This window comes from Actinoplanes sp. NBC_00393 (assembly GCF_036053395.1).
GTDB lineage: Bacteria > Actinomycetota > Actinomycetes > Mycobacteriales > Micromonosporaceae > Actinoplanes.
The window spans coordinates 6,132,900-6,156,383 of the sequence record NZ_CP107942.1 but is presented as its reverse complement, the minus strand read 5'-3'; the positions used below and the strand labels follow the sequence as shown (position 1 = coordinate 6,156,383).

Annotated in this window: 21 protein-coding genes and 1 pseudogene; 20 read left to right on the top strand and 2 right to left on the bottom strand. The window is 69.9% G+C overall.

Features of this window, described 5'->3' with window-relative positions; translation table 11 throughout:
* Positions 1 to 24: 24 nt before the first annotated feature.
* Positions 25 to 586, bottom strand: a pseudogene (locus OHA21_RS52815) (hypothetical protein); the annotation flags it as partial.
* Between the two features lie 107 nt (positions 587 to 693).
* On the opposite strand from OHA21_RS52815, the gene aroB reads away from it, so the two are divergent.
* The 4 genes from aroB to nusB all read left to right on the top strand — a co-directional run bounded on the left by aroB (position 694) and on the right by nusB (position 3,250).
* Positions 694 to 1,767, top strand: a complete 1,074-nt coding sequence (gene aroB / locus OHA21_RS28655; RefSeq protein WP_328478585.1) for a 3-dehydroquinate synthase — start codon at positions 694 to 696, stop codon at positions 1,765 to 1,767.
* Positions 1,764 to 2,183, top strand: coding sequence for a type II 3-dehydroquinate dehydratase (aroQ, locus tag OHA21_RS28650; RefSeq protein WP_328460012.1), 420 nt, complete (start codon positions 1,764 to 1,766; stop codon positions 2,181 to 2,183). The genes aroB and aroQ overlap by 4 nt, the downstream gene beginning before the upstream one ends.
* A gap of 75 nt (positions 2,184 to 2,258) precedes the next feature.
* Complete coding sequence (gene efp / locus OHA21_RS28645) at positions 2,259 to 2,816, top strand: elongation factor P (RefSeq protein WP_328460010.1); 558 nt, start codon at positions 2,259 to 2,261, stop codon at positions 2,814 to 2,816.
* A complete protein-coding gene (gene nusB, locus OHA21_RS28640; protein ID WP_328460008.1) occupies positions 2,816 to 3,250 on the top strand; it encodes a transcription antitermination factor NusB in 435 nt (144 codons plus the stop codon). Before efp ends, nusB begins: the two co-directional genes overlap by 1 nt.
* A 571-nt stretch (positions 3,251 to 3,821) precedes the next feature.
* On the opposite strand, the gene bldD is transcribed toward nusB, so the two are convergent.
* Complete coding sequence (gene bldD / locus OHA21_RS28635; RefSeq protein ID WP_014446326.1) at positions 3,822 to 4,310, bottom strand: transcriptional regulator BldD; 489 nt, start codon at positions 4,308 to 4,310, stop codon at positions 3,822 to 3,824.
* A 313-nt stretch (positions 4,311 to 4,623) separates the two neighbouring features.
* Between bldD and pyrR the strand changes: the two genes are divergently transcribed.
* From pyrR to def, 16 genes are all read left to right on the top strand, one after another.
* On the top strand, positions 4,624 to 5,184 hold the full coding sequence (gene pyrR, locus OHA21_RS28630; protein WP_328460006.1) for a bifunctional pyr operon transcriptional regulator/uracil phosphoribosyltransferase PyrR: 561 nt from the start codon (positions 4,624 to 4,626) through the stop codon (positions 5,182 to 5,184).
* A complete protein-coding gene (locus tag OHA21_RS28625; protein ID WP_328460004.1) occupies positions 5,181 to 6,101 on the top strand; it encodes an aspartate carbamoyltransferase catalytic subunit in 921 nt (306 codons plus the stop codon). The genes pyrR and OHA21_RS28625 overlap by 4 nt, the downstream gene beginning before the upstream one ends.
* Positions 6,098 to 7,366 (top strand): dihydroorotase, encoded by a 1,269-nt coding sequence (locus tag OHA21_RS28620; protein ID WP_328460002.1) that lies wholly within the window; start codon positions 6,098 to 6,100, stop codon positions 7,364 to 7,366. Before OHA21_RS28625 ends, OHA21_RS28620 begins: the two co-directional genes overlap by 4 nt.
* 23 nt (positions 7,367 to 7,389) lie before the next feature.
* Positions 7,390 to 8,514 (top strand): glutamine-hydrolyzing carbamoyl-phosphate synthase small subunit, encoded by a 1,125-nt coding sequence (gene carA, locus OHA21_RS28615; protein ID WP_328460000.1) that lies wholly within the window; start codon positions 7,390 to 7,392, stop codon positions 8,512 to 8,514.
* Positions 8,515 to 8,521: 7 nt separating this feature from the next.
* Positions 8,522 to 11,845, top strand: a complete 3,324-nt coding sequence (carB, locus tag OHA21_RS28610) for a carbamoyl-phosphate synthase large subunit (protein ID WP_328459998.1) — start codon at positions 8,522 to 8,524, stop codon at positions 11,843 to 11,845.
* The gene (locus OHA21_RS28605) at positions 11,842 to 12,870 is read left to right on the top strand and encodes a quinone-dependent dihydroorotate dehydrogenase (protein ID WP_328459996.1); all 1,029 of its coding nucleotides are present in this window, start codon (positions 11,842 to 11,844) and stop codon (positions 12,868 to 12,870) included. The genes carB and OHA21_RS28605 overlap by 4 nt, the downstream gene beginning before the upstream one ends.
* Positions 12,867 to 14,135 carry an adenosylmethionine--8-amino-7-oxononanoate transaminase gene (locus OHA21_RS28600; protein WP_328459994.1) on the top strand — a complete coding sequence of 423 codons (1,269 nt, stop codon included), beginning with the start codon at positions 12,867 to 12,869 and terminating at the stop codon, positions 14,133 to 14,135. The genes OHA21_RS28605 and OHA21_RS28600 overlap by 4 nt, the downstream gene beginning before the upstream one ends.
* Positions 14,136 to 14,156: 21 nt before the next feature.
* Positions 14,157 to 14,987: an orotidine-5'-phosphate decarboxylase gene (gene pyrF, locus OHA21_RS28595; RefSeq protein WP_328459992.1), complete on the top strand. Its 831-nt coding sequence runs from the start codon at positions 14,157 to 14,159 to the stop codon at positions 14,985 to 14,987.
* Between the two features lie 174 nt (positions 14,988 to 15,161).
* Positions 15,162 to 15,479, top strand: a complete 318-nt coding sequence (mihF, locus tag OHA21_RS28590) for an integration host factor, actinobacterial type (protein WP_014446317.1) — start codon at positions 15,162 to 15,164, stop codon at positions 15,477 to 15,479.
* A 32-nt stretch (positions 15,480 to 15,511) separates the two neighbouring features.
* On the top strand, positions 15,512 to 16,111 hold the full coding sequence (gmk, locus tag OHA21_RS28585) for a guanylate kinase (RefSeq protein WP_328459987.1): 600 nt from the start codon (positions 15,512 to 15,514) through the stop codon (positions 16,109 to 16,111).
* Positions 16,112 to 16,124: 13 nt separating this feature from the next.
* On the top strand, positions 16,125 to 16,388 hold the full coding sequence (rpoZ, locus tag OHA21_RS28580) for a DNA-directed RNA polymerase subunit omega (protein ID WP_015623990.1): 264 nt from the start codon (positions 16,125 to 16,127) through the stop codon (positions 16,386 to 16,388).
* A gap of 90 nt (positions 16,389 to 16,478) precedes the next feature.
* Positions 16,479 to 17,696, top strand: a complete 1,218-nt coding sequence (coaBC, locus tag OHA21_RS28575) for a bifunctional phosphopantothenoylcysteine decarboxylase/phosphopantothenate--cysteine ligase CoaBC (protein WP_328459985.1) — start codon at positions 16,479 to 16,481, stop codon at positions 17,694 to 17,696.
* Positions 17,697 to 17,741: 45 nt separating this feature from the next.
* Positions 17,742 to 18,932, top strand: a complete 1,191-nt coding sequence (gene metK / locus OHA21_RS28570) for a methionine adenosyltransferase (protein ID WP_328459983.1) — start codon at positions 17,742 to 17,744, stop codon at positions 18,930 to 18,932.
* Positions 18,933 to 19,133: 201 nt separating this feature from the next.
* A complete protein-coding gene (locus OHA21_RS28565; protein WP_328459981.1) occupies positions 19,134 to 19,697 on the top strand; it encodes a histidine phosphatase family protein in 564 nt (187 codons plus the stop codon).
* Between the two features lie 786 nt (positions 19,698 to 20,483).
* Positions 20,484 to 22,868: a primosomal protein N' gene (locus OHA21_RS52810; protein WP_442875180.1), complete on the top strand. Its 2,385-nt coding sequence runs from the start codon at positions 20,484 to 20,486 to the stop codon at positions 22,866 to 22,868.
* Between the two features lie 58 nt (positions 22,869 to 22,926).
* The gene (gene def, locus OHA21_RS28550; RefSeq protein ID WP_328459979.1) at positions 22,927 to 23,484 is read left to right on the top strand and encodes a peptide deformylase; all 558 of its coding nucleotides are present in this window, start codon (positions 22,927 to 22,929) and stop codon (positions 23,482 to 23,484) included.

Below are 23,484 nucleotides of genomic sequence, written 5' to 3'. Positions count from 1 at the left end.
ACAGGACCATCAGGATGAGCGTCGGCATCATGATCTTCGCCGCCAGTTCGATGCCGCGGCGCACGCCCCGGCGCATGATCAGGTACGTCATCGCCCAGGCGATGGCGACGCAGATCAGGACCTTCCACTGGATGCCGCCGACCGCCCAGAAGCTGTCCGCGACACCCAGGAACGAGCCGAGGAAGAAGCCCTCCGGATCGTCGCCCCACCGGGTGCCGAACGAGTAGTAGAAGTAGCCGAGCACCCAGCCGATGATCACGATGTAGTAGGTGATGATGGCGAGCGAGATGCCGATCTGGAACCAGCCGAGCCATTCCGCGTTACGGCGCACCCGGCGGAAGACGAACGGTGCCGCATGGCGGTACTTGTGGCCGAGCGCGTACTCGAGGATCAGCAACGGCACCACGGCTGTGGCGATCGCGATGAAGTACGGGATGAGGAACGCGCCACCGCCGTTCTCGTACACCACGTACGGGTGAGCCGGGAGCCCCACTGCTCCCGCGGCTCGGTCAGGTCGTATTCGCTGGCTGCCATGCTCCCACCTTCGGCGTTGAGGATCGGAGGATGTCGCTGCGTCCGCACTCATCATTGGGCATCGGCGCCGATCTCGGTAAGTTCGCGCGGTCCGGCCCTCGGTTCCGGGTGGTGGAACGCTCGTGGGCCGGGATCTGCCGGGCGGTCCGCGCGGATAGGGTGACGACCGTGGTGACGCGGATTCCGGTGGCGGGTGACCGTCCGTATGACGTGATCGTGGGGCGCGGCCTCGAGGGCGAGCTGCCCGCTCTGATCGAGGGGGCGGCCCGGGTGGCGGTTCTGCACCCACCGACGCTGCGCGAGCGGGCGGAGGCGGTCGCCAAGGCGGCCGGCGTCGCGACGGTCGTGCCGATCGAGGTGCCGGACGCCGAAGCCGGCAAGTCGATCGACGTCGCGGCGCGGTGCTGGGACGAGTTGGGGGCCGCGGGCTTCACGCGTACCGATGTGGTTGTCGGGGTCGGTGGCGGCGCGACCACGGACCTGGCCGGCTATGTCGCGGCGGCCTGGTTGCGCGGGGTGCGCTGGGTTCCGGTGTCCACTTCGGTGGCCGGCATGGTCGACGCCGCGGTCGGCGGCAAGACCGCGGTCAACATCGCGGCCGGCAAGAACCTGGTCGGCGCGTTCCACCCGCCGGCCGGCGTGCTCTGCGACCTGGACGCCCTCGACACCCTGCCCGCCGAGGACATCGCGGCCGGCCTGGCCGAGGTGGCCAAGGGCGGCTTCATCGCCGACCCGCGGATCCTGGACCTGATCGAGGCCGACCCGGCCGCGGCGGCGGACCCGCGCAGCGACGTGCTGCGGGAGCTGGTCGAGCGCAAGATCAAGGTCAAGGCGCACGTGGTCGGGGTGGACCTCAAGGAGTCCGGGCTGCGGGAGATCCTCAACTACGGGCACACGCTGGGGCACGCGATCGAGCGCCGGGAGAAGTACACCTGGAAGCACGGGCACGCGATCTCGGTCGGGCTGGTCTTCGCCGCCGAGCTGGGCCGGCTGAGCGGGCGCCTGGACGACGCGACCGCCGACCGGCACCGCAGCGTCCTGGAGTCGCTGGGGCTGCCCACGGCGTACCCGGAAGAGGCCTGGCCGGACCTGCTGCCCGCGATGCGCGTCGACAAGAAGGCCCGGGCTGCCACCCTGCGGTTCGTGGTCCTGGACGGCCTGGCGAAGCCGGGCATCCTGGCCGGGCCGGACGAGGACCTGCTGGAGCGGGCGTACGCGGCGGTGGCCCGATGATCTACGTGCTGAACGGTCCCAACCTGGGCCGGCTCGGGCTGCGCGAGCCCGGCATCTACGGCTCGGCCACCTACAAGGACCTGGTCGAGATGTGCCAGACCGTCGCCGACGATTTGGGGATCACCGTCGAGGTCCGGCAGACCAACGCCGAGCACCAGATGCTGGAGTGGCTCTACCAGGCCGCCGACGAGGGCGCCGACGTGGTGATCAACCCGGGCGCCTGGAGCCACTACAACTATGCCGTCCGCGACGCCTGCGCCATGCTGCGCGGCAAGCTGGTCGAGGTGCACATCTCCAACATCCACACGCGCGAGGAGTTCCGGCACCACTCGGTGATCTCGGCGGTCGCGACCGGAGTGATCGCCGGTCTCGGCTTCGACGGGTATCGCCTGGCTCTGGAGCACATCACACGGTAGGCCCGATTCGCTCCGGGCCGGTTCACGCCGGTAGAGTGGTTCGGTCACCGATACGTATCAAGATCAAGGTAGGACATGGCTTCCACCAACGACCTGAAGAACGGCCTGGTTCTCAACCTCGACGGGGAGCTGTGGTCCGTCGTTGAGTTCCAGCACGTCAAGCCGGGTAAGGGCCCCGCGTTCGTGCGTACCACGCTCAAGCACGTGCTGTCCGGCAAGGTCGTCGACAAGACCTTCAACGCGGGGACCAAGGTCGAGACCGCGACCGTCGACAAGCGGACGATGCAGTACCTGTACCAGGACGGCGAGGACTTCGTCTTCATGGACCTGGACACCTTCGACCAGATCCACGTGTCCGGTGGCACCGTCGGCGAGAACGCCAACTACCTGCTCCCCGAGGCCGAGGCCACGGTCGCCACGCACGAGGGCGTGCCGCTCTACATCGAGCTGCCGACCAGCGTGTTCCTCGAGGTCACCTACACCGAGCCGGGCCTGCAGGGCGACCGCTCGACCGGCGGCACCAAGCCGGCCACCGTCGAGACCGGCGCGACCGTCAACGTCCCGCTCTTCATCACCACCGGCGAGAAGATCAAGGTCGACACCCGCGACGGCCGCTACCTCGGCCGCAGCTGATGGCCGAAGGCCCCAAAAAGGATCGGCTCGCGCGCCGCAAGGCCCGCAAGCGAGCGCTCGACGTCCTCTTCGAGGCCGATCTGCGTGACGCGCCGCCGAGCCAGGTGCTCGTCACCTACCTGGACCGGATCGCCAAGCCGCACCCCGACCACATCGGGTACGCGGTCACCCTCATCGAGGGCGTCGCGAAAAACCTGGACCGCATCGACGAGCTGATCGCCAGCTACGCCGAGGGCTGGACGATCGACCGCATGCCCGCCGTCGACCGCAACCTGGCCCGCATCGCGGTCTACGAGCTGCTCTACGAGCCCGAGATCGACGACCCGGTCGCGATCACCGAGGCGGTCGAGCTGGCCAAGGAGATGTCGACGGACGACAGCCCGCGCTTCCTCAACGGCCTGCTGGACCGCATCGCGGCCTTCGCCACCCGCTGAGCGCATCGCCCCTCCGGGACGCGCCATCGTTCCTCCGGGGCACGCTGGGTGCCTTCCGAACGGCCCGGACTTCGGTTCGGGCCGTTTCGCTTTTCCGGTACGCCTGACGGGCTGATCAAAAGCTACGCCTGCACTGCACTACGAGCGCGATCGAGCTGCCGCTCGAGGCCCCAGCGCGGCCGCCGGGAAACGGCAGGTGGCACGCAGAGCGACGAGATCCACCACCGCTCTGGGTGATCAACAGTGTGCTGGGGCGTCGCCGGCAGAGGCCGGGTGTGCCGGCTGCCCGGCCGACGGCGATCACACGGCGTTGCTTGAAGGGGCATGGCATTCGATCCGCGCTCCGTCCCGCCGCCGCTGTGGCACGTTTCAACCGGTCAGCGGAGAGTACGGGCGCGCGATGCCGAAGGTTCAGCGCTCCCGGGCGGCGGATTCGCTTAGCGGAGCTTCCTGCCGCCGGAGACGCGAAAGCCCGCGTCGAGGGGCGACGCGGGCTTCAACGGGGGGCGTTACGTGGTGGTGCGGGCGGTGCATCCGGCTCGGGCCGGTTTCAGAACGCTCCAGCCGGCTTTCAGCTGGCGAAGAACGCGCGCGGGTCGGCCACCAGGACGCCCTGCTCGGTCAGGCGCTCGATGAGGCCGGACGGCGAGATGTCGTAGACGATGGCGAGCGCGCGCAGGTCGTCGGCGCGGATGGAGAGGACGCGGCCGTTGTAGTCGCCGCGCTGCTGCTGGATCGCTCGGGCGTACCGCGCCACGTAGGCGAGGTCCTCGCCGGTGGTGTCGTACAGCTTCTCGAGGTCCAGGACGATCTTGTTGGTCGCCTCGAGCCGGATGCCGCTGCCGTCGGGCAGAAGCTCGGACACGGGCACACGGTAGAAGTCGGCCAGTTCGGCAAGGCGCGACACGGTGACCGCACGGTCGCCGCGCTCGTACGAGCCCACGACGACTGCCTTCCAGCGGCCGTTGGACTTCTCTTCGACACCCTGCAGGGACAGGCCCTGCTGCTGGCGGATGGAGCGCAGGCGAGCGCCCAGCGACTTCGCGTACTCAGACGGCATATGGACACTCCCGGTACTGTGCTGGCCCACGAGGGAACTTTTCCCCGCGGATCGCTACGCTGCGTGACGGTACGGAGTTTGCGACCGCCGGTCAAGTGTTGGTTACCGATGAGTCGCGCGGGCCGCACTGAAGTAACCGGCTGTATCCCCAGTTACAGGATTTGTCCGGCTTGCTCCAGTCAGGCACGTCACCATAATCAACGCTGCGTCCACTGGTAACGTAGCGTCAGCCATCGGGCAGGCCTTTTCCGGGGTCAGCCCGTACCGACGTCCTTTAACGACCCGTCCCGTGAGGCGGGGAAGGAGGTCCGCCGTGGCGCAGCCACGTGCCGACGCACCCAGCAAGATCATCTTGGCCGATGCCGACCTGCACCGGGTCGTCGACCGCATCGCCCACCAGATTCTCGAGAAGACCTCGGGCGCCACCGGCACCGTGCTGCTGGGCATCCCGACCCGGGGCGTTCCGCTCGCACACCGGCTCGCCGCCCGGATTCACGCCTTCGAGGGCGTCGAGGTGCCGGTCGGTTCTCTCGACATCACGCTCTACCGCGACGACCTGCGCCTCAAGGCCACCCGCGCGCTCGGTAGGACCGAGTTGCCGCCCGGTGGGATAGACGGTCTGCGGGTCATCCTCGTCGACGACGTCCTCTTCTCCGGCCGCTCGGTGCGCGCCGCCCTGGACGCCCTGCAGGACCTCGGCCGGCCCAGCTCGGTGCAGCTCGCGGTCCTGGTCGACCGCGGTCACCGCCAGCTGCCGATCCGTGCCGACTACGTGGGCAAGAACATCCCGACCGCGCTCAGCGAGAGCGTCAAGGTCGCGCTCACCGAGGTCGACGGCGCCGACGAGGTCAAGCTGATCGGGGGTCTGACGTGATCAAGCATCTGCGCTCCGCCGCCGACCTGGACGCGGCCACGGCCACGCTGATCCTGGACACCGCCGCCGAGATGGCGTCGCTCTCCGGCCGCGAGGTCAAGAAGCTGCCCGCGCTGCGCGGCCGCACCGTGGTCAACCTCTTCTACGAGGACTCCACCCGCACCCGGATCTCCTTCGAGGCGGCGGCCAAGCGGCTCTCCGCCGACGTGATCAACTTCTCGGCGAAGGGTTCCAGCGTCTCCAAGGGCGAGAGCCTGAAGGACACCGCGCTCACCCTGCAGGCGATGGGCGCCGACGCCGTGGTGATCCGGCACTCGGCGAGCGGGGCCCCGCACCGGCTCGCCAACTGGGTCGACGGGTCGGTGGTCAACGCCGGTGACGGCACGCATGAGCATCCGACGCAGGCGCTGCTCGACGCGTACACGATGCGTTCTCGCCTCGGCCGTCTCGACGGCCTGAAGGTCGCCATCGTGGGTGACGTGCTGCACAGCCGGGTGGCGCGGTCCAACGTCCTGCTGCTGACCACGCTCGGCGCGCAGGTCACCCTGGTCGGCCCGCCCACCCTGATCCCGCTGGACGTGGCCGCCGCGCTGTCGGAGAAGACCCAGGTCTCCTACGACCTGGACGCGGTCGTTCCGGACAGCGACGTGGTGATGATGCTGCGGGTGCAGACCGAGCGGATGCAGGACTCGTACTTCCCGTCGGCCCGCGAGTACAGCCGTCGCTACGGGCTCGACGTCGCCCGCATGAGGAAGCTCCCGGAGCACGCGATCGTCATGCACCCGGGCCCGATGAACCGGGGTATGGAGATCGCGCCCGAGGTGGCCGACTCGCCCCGCTCCACGATCGTCGAACAGGTCGCCAACGGCGTCAGCGTCCGGATGGCCGTCCTCTACCTGCTGCTGGGAGGCAAGTGATGGCGTACCTGCTCAAGGGCGTCTCGATCCTCGGTGCGTCGCCGATCGATCTCTTCATCAAAGATGGCGTTATTTCCGACAAATCGGGCGATGAGGCTGAAGTTATCGACGCGACGGGTCTCGTCGCGCTGCCCGGCCTCGTGGACGTGCACACCCACCTGCGCGAACCGGGCCGCGAGGACGCCGAGACGGTCGAGACCGGATCCCGGGCCGCCGCGCTCGGTGGATACACCGCGGTCTGCGCGATGGCGAACACCTCGCCGGTCGCCGACACCGCGGGCGTGGTCGAGCAGGTCTGGCGCCTGGGCCGGGAGGCCGGGCTGGTGGACGTACAGCCGATCGGCGCCGTCACGGTCGGCCTGGCCGGTAAGCAGATGGCCGAGCTGGGCGCGATGGCCAGCTCCGCCGCCAACGTGCGGATCTTCTCCGACGACGGCTTCTGCGTCGCCGACCCGAAGCTGATGCGCCGGGCCCTGGAGTACGTGAAGGCGTTCGACGGCGTCATCGCTCAGCACGCCGAGGAGCCGCGCCTGACCGAGGGCGCGCAGATGCACGAGGGCGAGGTCAGCACCCGGCTCGGCCTGACCGGCTGGCCCGCGGTCGCCGAGGAGGCGATCATCGCCCGCGACGTGCTGCTGGCCGAGCACGTCGGCAGCCGCCTGCACGTCTGCCACGTCTCCACCGCCGGGTCGGTCGAGGTGCTGCGCCAGGCCAAGGCGCGCGGCGTGCAGGTCACCGCCGAGGTCACCCCGCATCACCTCCTGCTCACCGACGAGCTCGCGGCCGGCTACGACCCGGTCTTCAAGGTCAACCCCCCGTTGCGTACGCGCAGCGACGTCGAAGCCCTGCGCCAGGCGCTCCTGGACGGGATCATCGACGTGGTCGCCACGGATCACGCGCCGCACGCCGTGCAGGACAAGGAGTGCGAGTGGTCGTACGCGCGGCCCGGCATGCTCGGCCTGGAGACCGCGCTGCCGATCGTGCTCAGCGTCTTCGGCGAGAAGTGGGATCTGATCGCCGACCGGATGTCGATCGCGCCGGCCCGGATCGCCGGGCTGGACGGGCACGGCGGTGACCTGACCAGGGTCGGCACGCCGGCCAACCTCACGCTGGTGGATCCGAAGGCGCGCTGGGTCGTCGACCCGGGTGGCCTGGCGAGCCGCAGCCGCAACACGCCGTACGCGGGCCACACGCTGCCGGGTCGCATCGTCGCGACCTTCCTGCGGGGCGAAGCGACGGTTCTGGACGGGAAGGCAGTCAAGTGACTCTCTCTAACGATTTTTCGGGATTGCGGCGGAGCCGCCTTGACGGCCCAGCGATCCTCGTCCTGGAGGACGGGCGTACGTTCCACGGTTCCGCGTACGGCGCGGTGGGGGAGACCTTCGGCGAGGCGGTGTTCACCACCGGCATGACGGGCTACCAGGAGACGCTGACCGACCCGTCGTTCCACAAGCAGGTCGTGGTGCAGACCGCGCCGCAGATCGGCAACACCGGCGTCAACGACGAGGACGACGAGTCGGACCGGATCTGGGTCGCCGGCTACGTGGTCCGCGACCCGGCCCGCCGCCCGTCGAACTGGCGCTCCACCGGAGACCTGGGCGACCGGCTCAAGGCCGAGGGCGTCATCGGGATCAGCGGCGTCGACACCCGCGCCCTGACCCGCCACCTGCGTTCCCGCGGGGCGATGCGCGTCGGGATCTCCTCGGTGGAACTCGACCCGGAGGCGCTGCGGCAGCGGGTGCTGGCCCAGCCGCAGATGCTCGGCGCCGACCTCTCCGCGCAGGTCACCACCCCCGAGCTCTACACCGTCAAGGCCGAGGGCGAACACCGCTACACGGTCGCCGCGCTGGACCTGGGCATCAAGCGCAACGTGGCCCGCCGGCTCGCCGCCCGCGGCGTCACCACCCACATCTTCCCGGCCTCCTCGTCGATCGAGGACCTACTCGCGGTCAGCCCGGACGCGGTCTTCTTCTCGCCCGGCCCGGGCGACCCGGCGACCGCCGACGGCCCGGTCGGCCTGGCCCGCGAGGTGATGCGCCGCGAGGTGCCGCTGTTCGGCATCTGCTTCGGCAGCCAGATCCTGGGCCGCGCGCTCGGCTTCGGCACCTACAAGCTGGGGTACGGCCACCGCGGCATCAACCAGCCGGTGCTCGACAAGACCACCGGCAAGGTCGAGGTGACCAGCCACAACCACGGGTTCGCCGTCGACGCCCCGCTGAACCAGGTGATCGACACCGACTTCGGCGGTGTCGAGGTCTCGCACGTCTGCCTCAACGACGACGTGGTCGAGGGCCTGCGGGGCATCGACGTCCCCGCCTTCACCGTCCAGTACCACCCCGAGGCCGCCGCCGGCCCGCACGACGCCGACTACCTCTTCGATCGGTTCGTCGAGCTCGTCGAGAAGAAGGGCTGACCACCCCATGCCGAAACGTGAAGATCTCAAGCATGTGATGGTGATCGGGTCCGGCCCGATCGTCATCGGCCAGGCCTGCGAGTTCGACTACTCCGGCACCCAGGCCTGCCGGGTGCTGCGCGCCGAGGGCATCCGCGTCTCGCTGGTCAACTCCAACCCGGCCACGATCATGACCGACCCGGAGTTCGCCGACGCCACCTACGTCGAGCCGATCACCCCGGAGTTCGTCGAGCTGGTCATCGCCAAGGAGCGCCCGGACGCGATCCTGCCGACCCTGGGCGGCCAGACCGCGCTGAACACCGCGATCGCCCTGCACGAGAGCGGCGTGCTCGACAAGTACGGCGTCGAGCTGATCGGCGCCAACGTCGAGGCCATCCGCAAGGGTGAGGACCGCCAGCTCTTCAAGGACATCGTGGCCCAGGCCGGCGGCGAGACGCCGCGCTCGCGGGTCTGTCACTCGATGGACGAGGTACGCGAGACCGTCGCCGAGATCGGCCTGCCGGTCGTCATCCGCCCGTCGTTCACCATGGGCGGCCTGGGCTCCGGCATGGCGCACACCGCCGACGACCTGGAGCGGATCGCCGGCGCCGGCCTGGCCGCCTCCCCGGTGCACGAGGTGCTCATCGAGGAGAGCGTGCTCGGCTGGAAGGAGTACGAGCTCGAGCTGATGCGCGACAAGCACGACAACGTCGTGGTCGTCTGCTCGATCGAGAACGTCGACCCGATGGGCGTGCACACCGGTGACAGCGTCACCGTGGCCCCGGCCATGACGCTCACCGACCGCGAGTACCAGAAGCTGCGTGACCTGGGCATCGCCGTGCTGCGCGAGGTCGGCGTGGACACCGGCGGCTGCAACATCCAGTTCGCGATCAACCCGGACGACGGCCGGATGATCGTGATCGAGATGAACCCGCGGGTCTCCCGCTCGTCGGCGCTGGCCTCGAAGGCCACCGGCTTCCCGATCGCCAAGATCGCCGCGAAGCTGGCCATCGGCTACACGCTGGACGAGATCCCGAACGACATCACGCTGAAGACCCCGGCCGCCTTCGAGCCGGCCCTGGACTACGTGGTCGTGAAGATCCCGCGGTTCGCGTTCGAGAAGTTCCCGGGCGCGGACAAGGAGCTCACCACCACGATGAAGTCGGTCGGCGAGGCGATGAGCCTGGGCCGCAACTTCGCCGAGGCGCTGAACAAGGCGATGCGCTCGATGGAGACTTCGGCCGCGGGTTTCTGGACCCGTGCTGACGAGTCAGACGATCTGCAGGAAACCCTCGAGGCTCTGCGGACGCCGCACGACGGCCGGCTCTACACCGTCGAGCGGGCGCTGCGCCTGGGCGCCTCGGTCGAGCAGGTGCACGAGGCGAGCGGCCGGATCGACCCGTGGTTCCTGGACGAGATCAAGGCCCTGGTGGACCTGCGCGCCGAGATCCTGGCCGCGCCGACCCTCGACGAGGAGCTGCTGCGCCGGGCCAAGCGGTCCGGGCTCTCCGACAAGCAGCTCGCGGCGCTGCGCCCCGAGCTGGCCGGTGAGGACGGGGTCCGAGCGCTGCGGCACCGGCTCGGGCTGCGCCCGGTCTACAAGACTGTGGACACCTGCGCCGCCGAGTTCGAGGCGAACACGCCGTACCACTACTCGTCGTACGACGAGGAGACCGAGGTGGCGCCGAGCGACCGGCCCAAGGTGCTGATCCTCGGCTCCGGCCCGAACCGGATCGGCCAGGGCATCGAGTTCGACTACTCCTGCGTGCACGCTGTGCAGGCGTTGCGGAACGTCGACTTCGAGACCGTCATGGTCAACTGCAACCCGGAGACGGTCTCCACCGACTACGACACCGCGGACCGGCTCTACTTCGAGCCGCTCACCTTCGAGGACGTCCTCGAGGTGTTCCACGCCGAGGACAGCTCCGGCAAGGCGGCCGGTGGCCCCGGTGTGGTCGGCGTGATCGTTCAGCTCGGCGGCCAGACCCCGCTCGGCCTGGCGAACCGCCTCAAGGCCGCCGGTGTGCCGATCGTCGGCACCACGCCCGAGTCGATCGACCTGGCCGAGGACCGCGGCCTGTTCGGCACGCTGCTGGCCGAGAACGGCCTGCGCTCGCCCGACCACGGCACCGCGACCAGCTTCCCCGAGGCCAAGGCGATCGCCGACGGCATCGGCTACCCGGTGCTGGTCCGCCCGTCGTACGTGCTCGGCGGCCGCGGCATGGAGATCGTCTACGACGAGCCGACGCTGCAGGGCTACATCGAGCGGGCCACCGAGATCTCGCCGGACCACCCGGTGCTGGTCGACCGGTTCCTCGACGACGCCATCGAGATCGACGTGGACGCGCTCTGCGACGCCACCGGCGAGGTCTACCTGGGCGGCGTGATGGAGCACATCGAGGAGGCCGGCATCCACTCCGGCGACTCGGCCTGCTCGCTGCCGCCGATCACCCTGGCCGCCTCGAACCTCACCGAGGTCCGCCGCTACACCGAGGCCCTCGCCCGGGGCATCGGCGTGCGCGGCCTGATGAACGTGCAGTACGCGCTCAAGGACGAGGCCCTCTACGTCCTGGAGGCGAACCCGCGGGCCTCGCGGACCGTCCCGTTCGTCTCGAAGGCGACCGCGGTGCCGCTGGCCAAGGCGGCCGCCCGGATCATGCTGGGCGCCACCATCGCCGAGCTGCGCGCCGAGGGCATGCTGCTGCCCGAGGGCGACGGCGGCACCACGCCGGCCGACGCGCCGATCGCGATCAAGGAAGCGGTGCTGCCGTTTAAGCGGTTCCGTACCCTGTCCGGCAAGAACGTGGACAGCCTGCTCAGCCCGGAGATGAAGTCGACCGGCGAGGTGATGGGCATCGACGCCGGCTTCGGGCAGGCGTTCGCCAAGTCGCAGGCCGCGGCGTACGGCTCGCTGCCGACCAGCGGCAAGGTCTTCGTCTCGGTGGCGAACCGGGACAAGCGCTCGATGATCTTCCCGGTCAAGCGGCTCGCCGACCTGGGCTTCACCATCGTCACGACCGCGGGCACCGGCGAGATCCTGCGCCGGTACGGCATCGACTGCGAGATCGTCCCGAAGCACTACGAGGACCCGAGCAAGAAGAACGCGGTCGAGCTGATCCTGGCCGGCGAGATCTCGCTGATCATCAACACCCCGCAGGGTTCCGGCGCCAGCGCCCGTCGCGACGGGTACGAGATCCGCAGTGCCGCCGTCACCGCGGACGTCCCGAGCATCACCACGGTTCCCGGCGCGGCCGCCGCCGTGATGGGCATCGAGGCGCTGATGCGCGGCGACATGTCCGTCCGCCCGTTGCAGGAGCTCCACGCCGTCCTGCGGCCGGAGCTAGCCAAGTGAACCTGTTCGCGAACGTCGCCCGGCCGGCCCTGTTCCGGCTGGGCGGCGGGGACGCCGAGCACGCCCACGAGTGGACGCTGAAGCGCCTCGCCGCGCTCCCGGCGCCCGCCCTCGCCGCGCTGCGCAGCCGGTACGCGTTCTCCGCCCCGGTCGACGTGTTCGGCGTCCGGTTCCCGAACCGGGTCGGTCTGGCCGCCGGGATGGACAAGAACGGGATCGCGCTGCCCGCCTGGCCCGCCCTCGGGTTCGGGTTCGTCGAGGTGGGCACGGTCACCGCGAAGCCGCAGCCGGGCAACGACCGGCCACGGCTGTTCCGCCTCAAGGAGAGCGGCGCGATCATCAACCGGATGGGCTTCAACAATCTCGGCGCCGCGGCCCTTGCCGAGCGGCTGGCGGCCCTGGGCCCTATCGGGGTGCCGCTCGGCGTCTCGCTCGGCAAGTCCAAGGTGACCCCGCTCGAGGAGGCCGTCGACGACTACCTGACCTCGTACCGGCTGCTGCACCCGTACGCCGACTACATCGCGGTCAACGTCTCCTCGCCGAACACCCCGGGCCTGCGCACCCTGCAGGACAAGGACTCGATGGCGGCCCTGCTGAAGGCGCTGAACGGCCCGGTGCCGGTGCTGGTGAAGATCGCCCCGGACCTGACCGAACCGGCCATCGCCGAGCTCCTGGAGGTCTGCCTGGAGCAGGGCGCGGCCGGCCTCATCGCGACCAACACCACCCTGGCCCGGGACGGGCTCGCCGAGTCCGACCAGCAGCTGGCCGGTGAGGCCGGTGGCCTGTCCGGGAAGCCGCTCACCGAGCGCTCCCGGGCGGTGGTCAAGTTCGTGCACGACGAGACCGGCGGCAAGCTGCCGATCATCGGCGTCGGCGGGATCATGTCGGTCGACGACGCGGCCCGGCTGCTCGACGCCGGCGCCTCGCTGGTGCAGCTCTACAGCGGTTTCATCTACCAGGGGCCGGACCTGGTCCGGGCGGTGGCCCGCGGCGCCCGCCCGATCCGATCACACCGGGCGCGATGAACGAGCGCGAGCTGCTCGCGCTCGACCGTGCACACGTCTGGCACCCGTACGGTCCGATGCCCGGCCGCAGCGACCCCTACCTGGTGGAGAGCGCCGAGGGGGTGCGGCTGCGCCTGGCCGACGGCCGGGAGCTGGTGGACGGCATGTCGTCGTGGTGGGCGGCGATCCACGGCTACCGGCACCCGGTGCTGGACGCCGCCCTCGCCGAGCAGGCCGGCCGGATGAGCCACGTGATGTTCGGCGGGCTCACCCACGAACCGGCGGTCCAGCTCGCCGCCACCCTGGTCGAGCTGACACCGCCGGGCCTGGAACACGTCTTCCTCTGCGACTCCGGCTCGGTCGGCGTCGAGGTGGCGGTCAAGATGGCGCTGCAGGCACAGCGGGCCCTGGGCCGACCGGAACGGCGTCGGCTGGCGACGTGGCGCGGCGGGTACCACGGCGACACGTTCCACCCGATGAGCGTCTGTGACCCGGTCGGCGGGATGCACTCGCTGTGGACCGGGGTGCTGCCCGTGCAGGTCTTCGCGGGGTCGCCGCCGGCCGAGTACGACCCGGCGTACGCGGATTCGCTGCGGGAGCTGATCGAGCGGCACGCCGGCGAGGTGGCCGCGGTCATTGTCGAGCCGATCGTGCAGGGTGCGGGCGGGATGCGGTTCCACCATCCGGAGTACCTGCGGGTGCTGCGGGAGGCGACGGCCGAGCACGGGATCTTCCTGATCTTCGACGAGATCGCCACCGGGTTCGGCCGGACCGGGCGGTTCTTCGGCGCTGATCACGCCGGGGTCAGCCCGGACATCATGTGCCTGGGCAAGGCGCTGACCGGGGGATACCTCACGCTGGCGGCGACCCTGTGCACGGCTGAGGTGGCTGCGGCGATCTCGGCGGGGGAGGGCGGTGGGCTGGCGCACGGGCCGACCTTCATGGGGAACCCGCTCGCCTGTGCCGTGGCCGGGGCGTCACTCGACCTCTTGCGCGACGGTTTGTGGGCGAAACGCGTACAAAAAATCGAAAGCCGGCTGAAAAGCGGCCTGGAACCGCTCCGCAATGCCCGCGGTGTCGCCGACGTGCGCGTGCTAGGGGCGATCGGCGTGGTCCAGCTGGACCACGAGGTGGACGTGCCGAAGGCGACCGCGGCAGCGGTGGCCGAGGGTGTGTGGCTGCGGCCGTTCCGGGATCTGATCTACACCATGCCGCCGTACGTGGCGGATGGCGCCGACGTCGCCCGCATTACCGCGGGAATCACCGCCGCGGTGGCGGCTACCTGACACGGGAGAGGGAATTTGGCCATGGAGACCTTCGGCGAACGGTTGCATGCGGCAGTGGCGGAGCGCGGTCCGCTCTGCGTCGGCATCGATCCCCATGCTTCGCTTCTGGCGCGCTGGGGCCTCTCCGACGACATCGCCGGCCTCGAACGCTTCAGCCGTACGGTGGTCGACGCGGTGGCCGATCGGGTGGCTGTTCTGAAGCCGCAGTCCGCGTTTTTTGAGAGATTTGGGTCACGTGGTGTCGCGATTCTTGAGTCAACTATCCGACAGTCCCGCGAGGCCGGCGCGCTTGTCCTTCTCGATGTGAAACGTGGCGACATCGGCTCGACGATGGCCGCGTACGCGTCCGCCTATCTGGATCCGGCGAGTTCTCTGCGTGCTGACGCGATTACTGTGAGTCCCTATTTGGGAGTCGGCTCATTGCAGCCGGCGTTCGACCTCGCGGCCGCTCACGGCGGCGGAGTCTTCGTCCTCGCGCTGACCTCGAACCCCGAGGGCCCGACCGTCCAGCACGCCGTCACGGCTTCCGGCAAGACCGTCGCGCAGACCGTCATCGACGAGATTTCGCAGGTCAACGAGGGTGCGCGGCCGCTCGGAAGCCTCGGCCTGGTGGTCGGCGCGACGATCGGCGAGACCGGCCACGACCTCTCCGAGATCAACGGTCCGCTGCTCGCGCCGGGCCTCGGAGCACAGGGCGCCACCCCCGCCGACCTGCGCGCGGTCTTCGGCGAGAGCCTGCGGAACGTGTTGCCGTCGTACTCACGCGAGGTTCTCTCCGCGGGCCCGGAAATCGCCGATCTTCGGGCCGCCACGGCACGTGTTCTTGACGACTGTCGCGCCGCCCTCGGGTGAAAGAGCCTGCTTAGCGGCACCGGACCCGGGGTACCCCCACGTTGCCGAAAGCGCCGTTGACCGCTAGTTTTCCGGGCGCCGGGAACCACATGCCCCTTTGGTTCCCTGGCACACCACGTTTCACAGAAGCGCCGGTATTGAACCACCGCCGCGTAAGGGACCTGAGGAGAACTGGTGCCGCTCCCGTCACTGAGCCCCGAACAGCGCCAAGCTGCGCTGGAGAAGGCTGCGGAAGTCCGCAAGGCTCGGGCTGAGCTCAAGGAACAGCTCAAGTCCGGCAAGACCACCCTCGCCGCCGTGCTCGACCGCGCGGAGGCTGACGAGGTCGTCGGCAAGCTGAAGGTCTCGGCCGTGCTTCAGGCGCTGCCGGGCATCGGCAAGATCCGCGCGACCCAGATCATGGAGAAGCTGAAGATCGCCGAGAGCCGCCGGCTCCGGGGTCTCGGCGACCAGCAGCGCAAGGCCCTCCTGGGGGAGTTCGCTGCGAACTGACTCACCGGCTCGTGTAGGAATGAGCCGTGAGCATGGATGACGACGCGCGCCCGGCAGCCCGCCTCACCGTCCTTTCCGGCCCCTCCGGGGTCGGCAAGGACAGTGTGATCGAGCTGATCCGGGCGCGCTCGCCTTGGATCCGGTTGTCGGTGTCGGTCACGACACGCAAGAAACGCGACTACGAGACCGACGGCGAGCACTATCACTTCGTGACCCGGTCCGAGTTCCAGCGCCTGATCGACGGCGACCAGCTGCTGGAGTGGGCGGAATTCGCGGGAAACCTCTACGGCACACCCCGCGCGCAGGTCGAGGGCTGGCTCTCACAGGGCCGGCCCGTTTTGTTGAAGATCGACCTCCAGGGCGCCCGCCAGGTCCGGGCCGCGATGCCGGAGGCCCAGCTGGTCTTCCTGGCCCCACCCAGCGTCGACGAGCTGCAGCGCCGCCTGATCGGCCGGGGCACCGACGACGCCGAGACGATCAAGCGCCGCCTGGCCCATGCGGACGAGGAGCTGGCCGCCGAGGCGGAGTTCGACGTCACCGTGGTCAACGACTTCGTCGAACGTGCTGCTGACGAGCTGGTAAGCTTGCTCGGTTCGTCATATTTGACGCCTGCCCAAGCTCACGAGCATTAAGGATTTCACCACAGTGGGAACCATCGCGAACCCCGAAGGAATCACCAATCCGCCGATCGACGAGCTGCTGGACAAGACCTCGTCGAAGTACTCGCTGGTGATCTTCGCGGCCAAGCGCGCCCGCCAGGTCAACGCCTACTACAGCCAGCTGGGTGAGGGTCTGCTCGAGTACGTCGGCCCGCTCGTCGAGACCACGCCGCAGGAGAAGCCGCTCTCCATCGCGATGCGTGAGATCAACGCGGGTCTGCTGACCGCTGAGGCCACTGACAACCCGTAACCATCGCTTTGCAATCCTGATCCCGTGTCCCAGATCCTGGGCGCGGGATCAATTGTTATCTGAGGTCGTCCCGTGACGGAGGGTGTTCCGGTGGCTGAGGTCGTCCTGGGAGTCTGTGGCGGGATCGCCGCGTACAAGGCGTGCGAACTGCTGCGGCTGTTCACCGAGTCGGGCCACCAGGTCCGGGTCGTGCCGACCGCCTCCGCGCTGAAGTTCGTGGGCGAGCCGACCTGGGCGGCGCTGTCGGGCCGGCCGGTGGCCACCGAGGTCTGGGACGACGCGCACGAGGTGCCGCACGTGCGGATCGGCCGCACCGCCGAGCTGGTCGTGGTCGCCCCGGCGACGGCGGACCTGCTGGCCAAGGCGGCCCACGGAATCGCCGACGACCTGCTCACGAACACGCTGCTCACGGCGACCTGCCCGATTGTGTACGCGCCGGCCATGCACACCGAGATGTGGGAGAACCCGGCGACGCGGGCCAACGTGGCGACGCTGCGGGAGCGCGGGGCGATCGTCATCGAGCCCGCGGTGGGGCGGCTCACCGGGAAGGACACCGGGAAGGGGCGGCTGCCCGATCCGGAGGTGATTTTTGAGTACGCGTTGCGCGTACACCGCAGGGGTGTCGATCTTGATCTTGCGGGTCGTCACGTGGTGGTGACCGCGGGCGGCACCCGTGAGCCGCTCGACCCGGTCCGGTTCCTCGGCAACCGGTCGTCCGGCAAGCAGGGGTACGCGCTGGCCAAGGCTGCTGCGGCGCGCGGCGCACGGGTGACGCTCGTGGCAGCGAACGTGGCTCTGCCCGATCCCGCCGGTATCGATCTGGTTCGGGTGGGCACCACCGAGGAGCTACGCAAGGCCACCGTCGAAGCCGCCGCGTCGGCAGATGTCGTGGTGATGGCGGCCGCGCCGGCCGACTTCCGGCCGGAGACGGTCGCGGTCCAGAAGATCAAGAAGACCGACGACGGTACGCCGGCCCCGATCATCCTCACCACGAATCCGGACATCGCGGCTGAACTGGGCGCTGCCAAACGCGTTGGTCAGATACTTGTCGCATTCGCGGCCGAGACGCATGACGCCCTGGAGCACGCCCGTGCCAAGCTGGTGAAGAAACGTGCAGACCTGATCGTCGTTAACGAGGTGGGCCCGGACCTGGTGTTCGGCCAGGATCGGAACACGGTCACGCTGCTGGGCGCCGACGGTGCCACCGCAGCCCTGGGCGAACTCCCTAAAGACGATGTGGCGGATAGGATTTTCGACCATGTCGTGGACCGCCTGGATGCCCAGGTCCCCGGCACCCGGCGGAGCTGACTACACTTCCGCGTTACGTTGTATTCGACAATTCTGAGGAGCACCGTGGCACGCCGCCTGTTCACCTCCGAGTCGGTCACGGAAGGCCACCCGGACAAGATCGCTGACCAGATCAGCGACGGTATTCTCGACGCCCTGCTGGCGCAGGACCCGCGCAGCCGCGTCGCGGTGGAAACCCTGATCACCACCGGCCAGGTGCACGTCGCGGGTGAGGTCACCACGCAGGCGTACGCCGACATCCCCAAGATCGTGCGCGACACCATCCTGAACATCGGCTACGACTCGTCGAAGAAGGGCTTCGACGGCGCGTCGTGCGGCGTCAGCGTCTCCATCGGCTCCCAGTCGCCCGACATCGCCCAGGGCGTGGACAGCGCCATCGAGCTGCGCGAGGGCGACTCCGACCACGTCCTCGACTCGCAGGGCGCCGGCGACCAGGGCATGATGTTCGGCTTCGCCTGCTCGGAGACCCCCGAGCTGATGCCGCTGCCGATCGCGCTCGCCCACCGCCTGGCCCGCCGGCTCTCCGCCGCGCGCAAGGACGGCACGATCCCCTACCTGCGTCCGGACGGCAAGACCCAGGTCACCATCGAGTACGACGGGCTCCGCCCGGTCCGGCTCGACACGGTCGTCGTCTCCTCGCAGCACGCCGCGGACATCTCCCTCGAGTCGCTGCTGACGCCCGACGTGCGCGAGCACGTCATCGGCCCGGAGCTGGAGGGCCTCGGCCTGGAGACTGAGGGCTACCGGCTGCTGGTCAACCCGACCGGCCGCTTCGAGATCGGCGGCCCGATGGGCGACGCCGGCCTCACCGGCCGCAAGATCATCGTCGACACCTACGGCGGCTACGCCCGGCACGGCGGCGGCGCGTTCTCCGGCAAGGACCCGTCGAAGGTGGACCGCTCCGCGGCGTACGCGATGCGCTGGGTCGCCAAGAACGTGGTGGCCGCCGGCCTCGCCGAGCGCTGCGAGACCCAGGTCGCCTACGCGATCGGCAAGGCTCACCCGGTCTCGCTGTTCGTCGAGACCTTCGGCACCGAGAACGTGCCGGTCGAGCGGATCGAGAAGGCCATCAACCAGGTCTTCGACCTGCGCCCGGCCGCGATCATCCGCGACCTCGACCTGCTGCGCCCGATCTACCAGCAGACCGCGGCGTACGGCCACTTCGGCCGTGAACTGGCGGACCTGCGGTGGGAGAGCACCGACCGGGCTCAGGACCTGAAGAACGCCGCGTCCTGAGTTCCTTGCGGCCGGCGCCGTGATCTAGAACGCCGCGTCCTGAGGTTTCTCGTGGCCGGCGCCGTGATCTTGAACGCCGCGTCCTGAGGTTTTCTCGAGGCCGGCGCCGTGATCTTCACGGCGCCGGCCTTTCGCTTGATCCTTCTCGCTGCGGCCTACGTGTTTGTTCGCATGAGACTCAGCGGCGGTTACCCTTCGGCGATGACGGCTGTCGAGGGCGAGCGGGTGATCATCGTCCGGCACGCGATGCCGGCGGTCGACCCGGAAGTGCCGGCCGATCGCTGGCCGCTGGCATGGGACAGCCGGGTCGCGGCCCGGCTGCTGCGACTGCATGTGAGCCACCCGGCGTACTACGTCGCCAGCACCGAACCCAAAGCCGCCCAAACCATGCAGGAGATCGCCGGCGCCCAGCGCGTGGTGACCGATGCTGATCTGGCCGAGGTCCACCGGCCGCACATCTGGTTCAGCGACGAGGGCTACCACGCGGCGGCCCTCGCCTACGCCGGCGGCGTCTGCCCGGAAGGCTGGGAACCGCAGGCCGAGGTGATCACCCGCTTCGACGCGGCCGTGGTCCGCCATGCGGCAACAGCCGCGGCCCAGGGCCGCACCTTGATCATCGGTACGCATGGACTGGCGCCCACTGTGTGGATGGCCAGCCGCTACGAGCTGGACTGCGACCCGGCGCGGTTCTGGTCGGAGCTGCGCTTCCCGGACGTGGTAGAGATCGACCTGCGCAACTCCCGCGTCAACTGCCTCACCCACTAACGCCCTTTCCTGCTCCGGCTGCCTCTGCTGCGCTGCTTCCTGCTCCGGCTGCCCTCTGCCGCGCCGCTTTGTGTCCCGGCTGCCCTCTGCCGCGCCGCTTTGTGTCCCGGCTGCCCTTTGCCGCGCTGCTTCCTGGCCCGGCTGCCCTCTGCCGCGCTGCTTCCTGACCCGGCTGCCCTATGCCGCGCTGCTTCCTGGCCTGGCTGCCCCTTGCCGCGCCGCGCTTTCTGCTCCGGCCGCGCCGTCTCCCGCGCCCATGCACCTTCCTGTCCGCCGGTCCGTCCTCCGCCGGCCTTACTTCGTCCTCGTTGCCGGCCCTCGGTCTGTGCTTGCTACTGGTCTTCCGCTTGTGCCTGCTGCTGGCCTTCGTCCCCGCGTGCCGTTCCGCCTTAAGCGCTCCTTCTGTCCGCGCCTCCCGCTGGCCCTGCTCGCGCGCATCCTGCGGGTCTTCCCTTCCGCCGCTCCTAGGCTTAGCGCCTGCCTTCCCTCGGGCCTGCCTCCCCGCCCTCGTCCGCGATCTTGGGTGATTGACCACCTCATGGTGTGCCTTGCGGCCCAAGACCTGCCGGGACGCCGGTCGCCGAGCCTTCCGCCCTCGCCTTCTGCGCGATCTTGGGCCTTTGGCCACACCCCGGTGGGGAGTTGGGCTCAAGATCTCTGCTGTGGCGGCTGCCCGGCGGAAAGTGTCAGAGGGGCCGGGCAGAATGTTCGGCGATGGGGACGAAGGGTGCGCGCAGCGAGCGGGAGCCGGCCGAGCGGCTGCCCGTGGCACGGGTCTGCGTCGACATGCCGCTTGCGCATCTTGACCGGCCCTTCGACTATCTCGTCTCGACCGACGACGACGCGGCGGCGCAGCCGGGCGTGCGGGTCAAAGTGCGATTCGCCGGGCAGTTGGTGAGCGGGTTCCTGCTGGCCCGGGCCGAGCGGTCGGAGCACGAGGGCAAACTGGCCTATCTGGACAAGGTGGTCTCGGCCGAGCAGGTGCTCGACCCGGAGGTTGCCCGCCTTGCCCGGGCCGTCGCCGACCGTTATGCGGGCAACCTCGCAGATGTCCTGCGCCTGGCTGTCCCACCCCGGCACGCCCGCGTCGAGGCCCAGGCCGCCCCGCCAGCCCACCTCACCGAATCACCAGCGCCCGCCGTGCCGCCTGTCCCAACCGAGTCTGCCGCGCCGCAAGATTCAGACGAATCCGTGGCGCAGCTTGAGTCAGCGGGATCCGCGGGGCAGCTTGAGTCAGCGGGATCCGCGGGGCAGCTTGAGTCAGCGGGATCCGCGGGGCAGCTTGAGTCAGCGGGATCCGCGGGGCAGCTTGAGTCAGCGGGATCCGCGGGGCAGCTTGAGTCAGCGGGATCCGCGGCGCAGCTTGAGCCAGCGAGATCCATGGCGCCGCCTGAGCCAGCGGGATCCGCGGCGCCGTCGGAGCTGGGCGGATCTGTGGCGGCGGAGCCGGGTGGACCTGCAGAGCCGGCCATCTCGCCGCACCCTGAGGGATCGGCTGCGCCGGCTTCGGTGTCGGATTCAGCCGGGTTAGGTGCGGTCGGCGATGTCGAGGCCGGGCCGCTGGAACAGCTCACTGGTGAGCGCTCACCCGCGGACGCCGTGGCGGATATTGCGGCGCCGGCGGTGGGTGGGTGGGATTCGTACCAGGCGGGGGTCGGGTTTCTGCGGGCCCTAGAGGAAGGCCGACCAGCCCGGGCCGTCTGGTCGGCACTACCTGGGGAGGACTGGGCGCTGCGGATCGCGGAGGCGGCTGCGGCCACCGTGCGGGGTGGGCGCGGCGTGGTCATCGTGGTCGCGGATGCCCGGGATCTCGACCGGGTGGACAAGGCACTCGGCACCGTCCTGGGCGACGGGAAGCACGTCGCTCTCAATGCGGCTCTCGGGCCCGCGGAACGATATCGGCGGTTTCTCAAGGCCAGCCGGCATCAGGTCCCGGTCGTGGTCGGCACCCGGGCCGGGATGTGGGCGCCGGCGCCGAAGCTCGGGCTCGTCGTGATCTGGGACGACGGGGACGATCTGCATGCCGAGCCGCGGGCGCCCTACCCGCACGCGCGGGACGTGCTGCTGACCCGGGCACAGCTGGCCGAGTGTGCGGCGCTGGTGGGCGGGTTCGCGCGTACCGGTGAGGGGCAGTTGCTGCTGGAGACCGGCTGGGCGAAGGAGATCGTGGCGCCGCGGGCGGTGTTGCGGGAGAGGCAGCCGGCGATTTCGCCGACCGGGGACGACTCGCAGCTGGCGCGGGATCCGGGTGCGGTGAGTGCTCGGCTGCCGACGTTGGCCTGGCAGGCGGCCCGGCAGGCGTTGCAGGCCGGTACGCCGGTGCTGGTGCAGGTGCCGCGGCGGGGTTACCTGCCGGCGGTGGCGTGTGCCGAGTGCCGGACTCCGGCGCGGTGTCCGCACTGTTCCGGGCCGCTCGGGCTGGAGGGGGCCCGGGACGTGCCGGTTTGTCATTGGTGTGGGCGGGGCGCGGCGGCGTACCAATGTCCGGTTTGTGAAGGGCGGCGGTTGCGTGCGTCGGTGACCGGCGCGCGGCGCACGGCTGAGGAGCTCGGGCGGGCCTTCGCCGGGGCGGCGGTGCGGACCTCGGGGCGGGACGAGATCTTGACCACGGTGCCGGCCGAGGCCGCTGTGGTGGTGGCCACTCCGGGGGCCGAGCCGGTCGCCGAGGGTGGGTACGGCGCGGTGCTGCTGCTCGACACGTGGGCGCTGCTGAGCCGGTCCGACTTGCGGGCCGCCGAGGAGACGATGCGGCGCTGGCTGAATGCGGCGGCGCTGGCCCGGTCCGGGCCGGACGGTGGGCGGGTGATCGTGGTGGCCGATCAGTCGCTGGCGCCGGTGCAGGCCCTGCTGCGCTGGGACCCGGGTTGGTTCGCCGCCCGTGAGCTGGCCGAACGGCGCGAGTTGGGCTTTCCTCCGGCGGCCCGGATGGCCAGTGTGACGGGGACGGCCGCGGCGGTGAACGAGTTGCTGTCGCTGGCCCGGCTGCCGGACGACGTGGAGGTGCTCGGCCCGGTGCCGGCCGGCGACGACCAGGAGCGGATGCTGTTGCGGGTGTCCCGGTCCCGGGCGGCGGGGCTGGCGCATGCGCTGCACGAGGCGGCGGCGGTGCGCAGCGCGAAGAAGGCGGCGCTGACCGTGCGTGTTCAGGTGGATCCGGCCGACCTGTTCTGAACACCGGCACTCCGTAGACTGGGCGGGTGCTGTTCACCAGAGTCAGGAGTATCGCCGCGTGACCGTCCAGCCCATCCGTCTCTTCGGCGATCCGGTGCTGCGTACGCCGGCCGATCCCGTCGTCGACTTCGACAAGGAACTGCGCAATCTGGTCAAGGACCTGATCGAGACCATGCAGGACGAGGGCGGCGCCGGACTGGCCGCGCCGCAGCTCGGTGTCGGTCTGCGGGTGTTCACGTTCGACGTGGATGACGTGGTCGGGCACATCGTCAACCCGGTGCTCTCCTTCCCGGACGAGGAGGAGCAGGACGGTCCGGAGGGCTGCCTGTCCATCCCGGGGATCTACATCGACACCAAGCGCCGGCAGAACGTCATCGCCGCGGGCTTCAACGAGCACGGTGACCCGATCCAGCTGGTCGGCACCGGCCTGATGGCCCGCTGCGTGCAGCACGAGACCGACCACCTGGACGGGGTGCTGTTCCTGGACCGGCTGGACGCCGCCTCCCGCAAGGACGCGATGAAGCAGATCCGCTCCGCGGAGTGGTACGACGCGGCGAAGCCCCCCACCGTCAAGGAGAGCCCGCACGGCCGGGGCATCTTCGGGCTGGGACGGTGA

Coding starts and splice junctions, on each gene's coding strand:
- OHA21_RS28600 (WP_328459994.1), top strand. CDS start 12,867: ATGAACGAGCGCGAGCTGCTCGCGCTCGACCGTGCACACGTCTGGCAC.
- aroQ (WP_328460012.1), top strand. CDS start 1,764: ATGATCTACGTGCTGAACGGTCCCAACCTGGGCCGGCTCGGGCTGCGC.
- OHA21_RS28565 (WP_328459981.1), top strand. CDS start 19,134: ATGACGGCTGTCGAGGGCGAGCGGGTGATCATCGTCCGGCACGCGATG.
- efp (WP_328460010.1), top strand. CDS start 2,259: ATGGCTTCCACCAACGACCTGAAGAACGGCCTGGTTCTCAACCTCGAC.
- pyrF (WP_328459992.1), top strand. CDS start 14,157: ATGGAGACCTTCGGCGAACGGTTGCATGCGGCAGTGGCGGAGCGCGGT.
- carB (WP_328459998.1), top strand. CDS start 8,522: ATGCCGAAACGTGAAGATCTCAAGCATGTGATGGTGATCGGGTCCGGC.
- gmk (WP_328459987.1), top strand. CDS start 15,512: ATGGATGACGACGCGCGCCCGGCAGCCCGCCTCACCGTCCTTTCCGGC.
- bldD (WP_014446326.1), bottom strand. CDS start 4,310: ATGCCGTCTGAGTACGCGAAGTCGCTGGGCGCTCGCCTGCGCTCCATC.
- OHA21_RS52810 (WP_442875180.1), top strand. CDS start 20,484: ATGCCGCTTGCGCATCTTGACCGGCCCTTCGACTATCTCGTCTCGACC.
- nusB (WP_328460008.1), top strand. CDS start 2,816: ATGGCCGAAGGCCCCAAAAAGGATCGGCTCGCGCGCCGCAAGGCCCGC.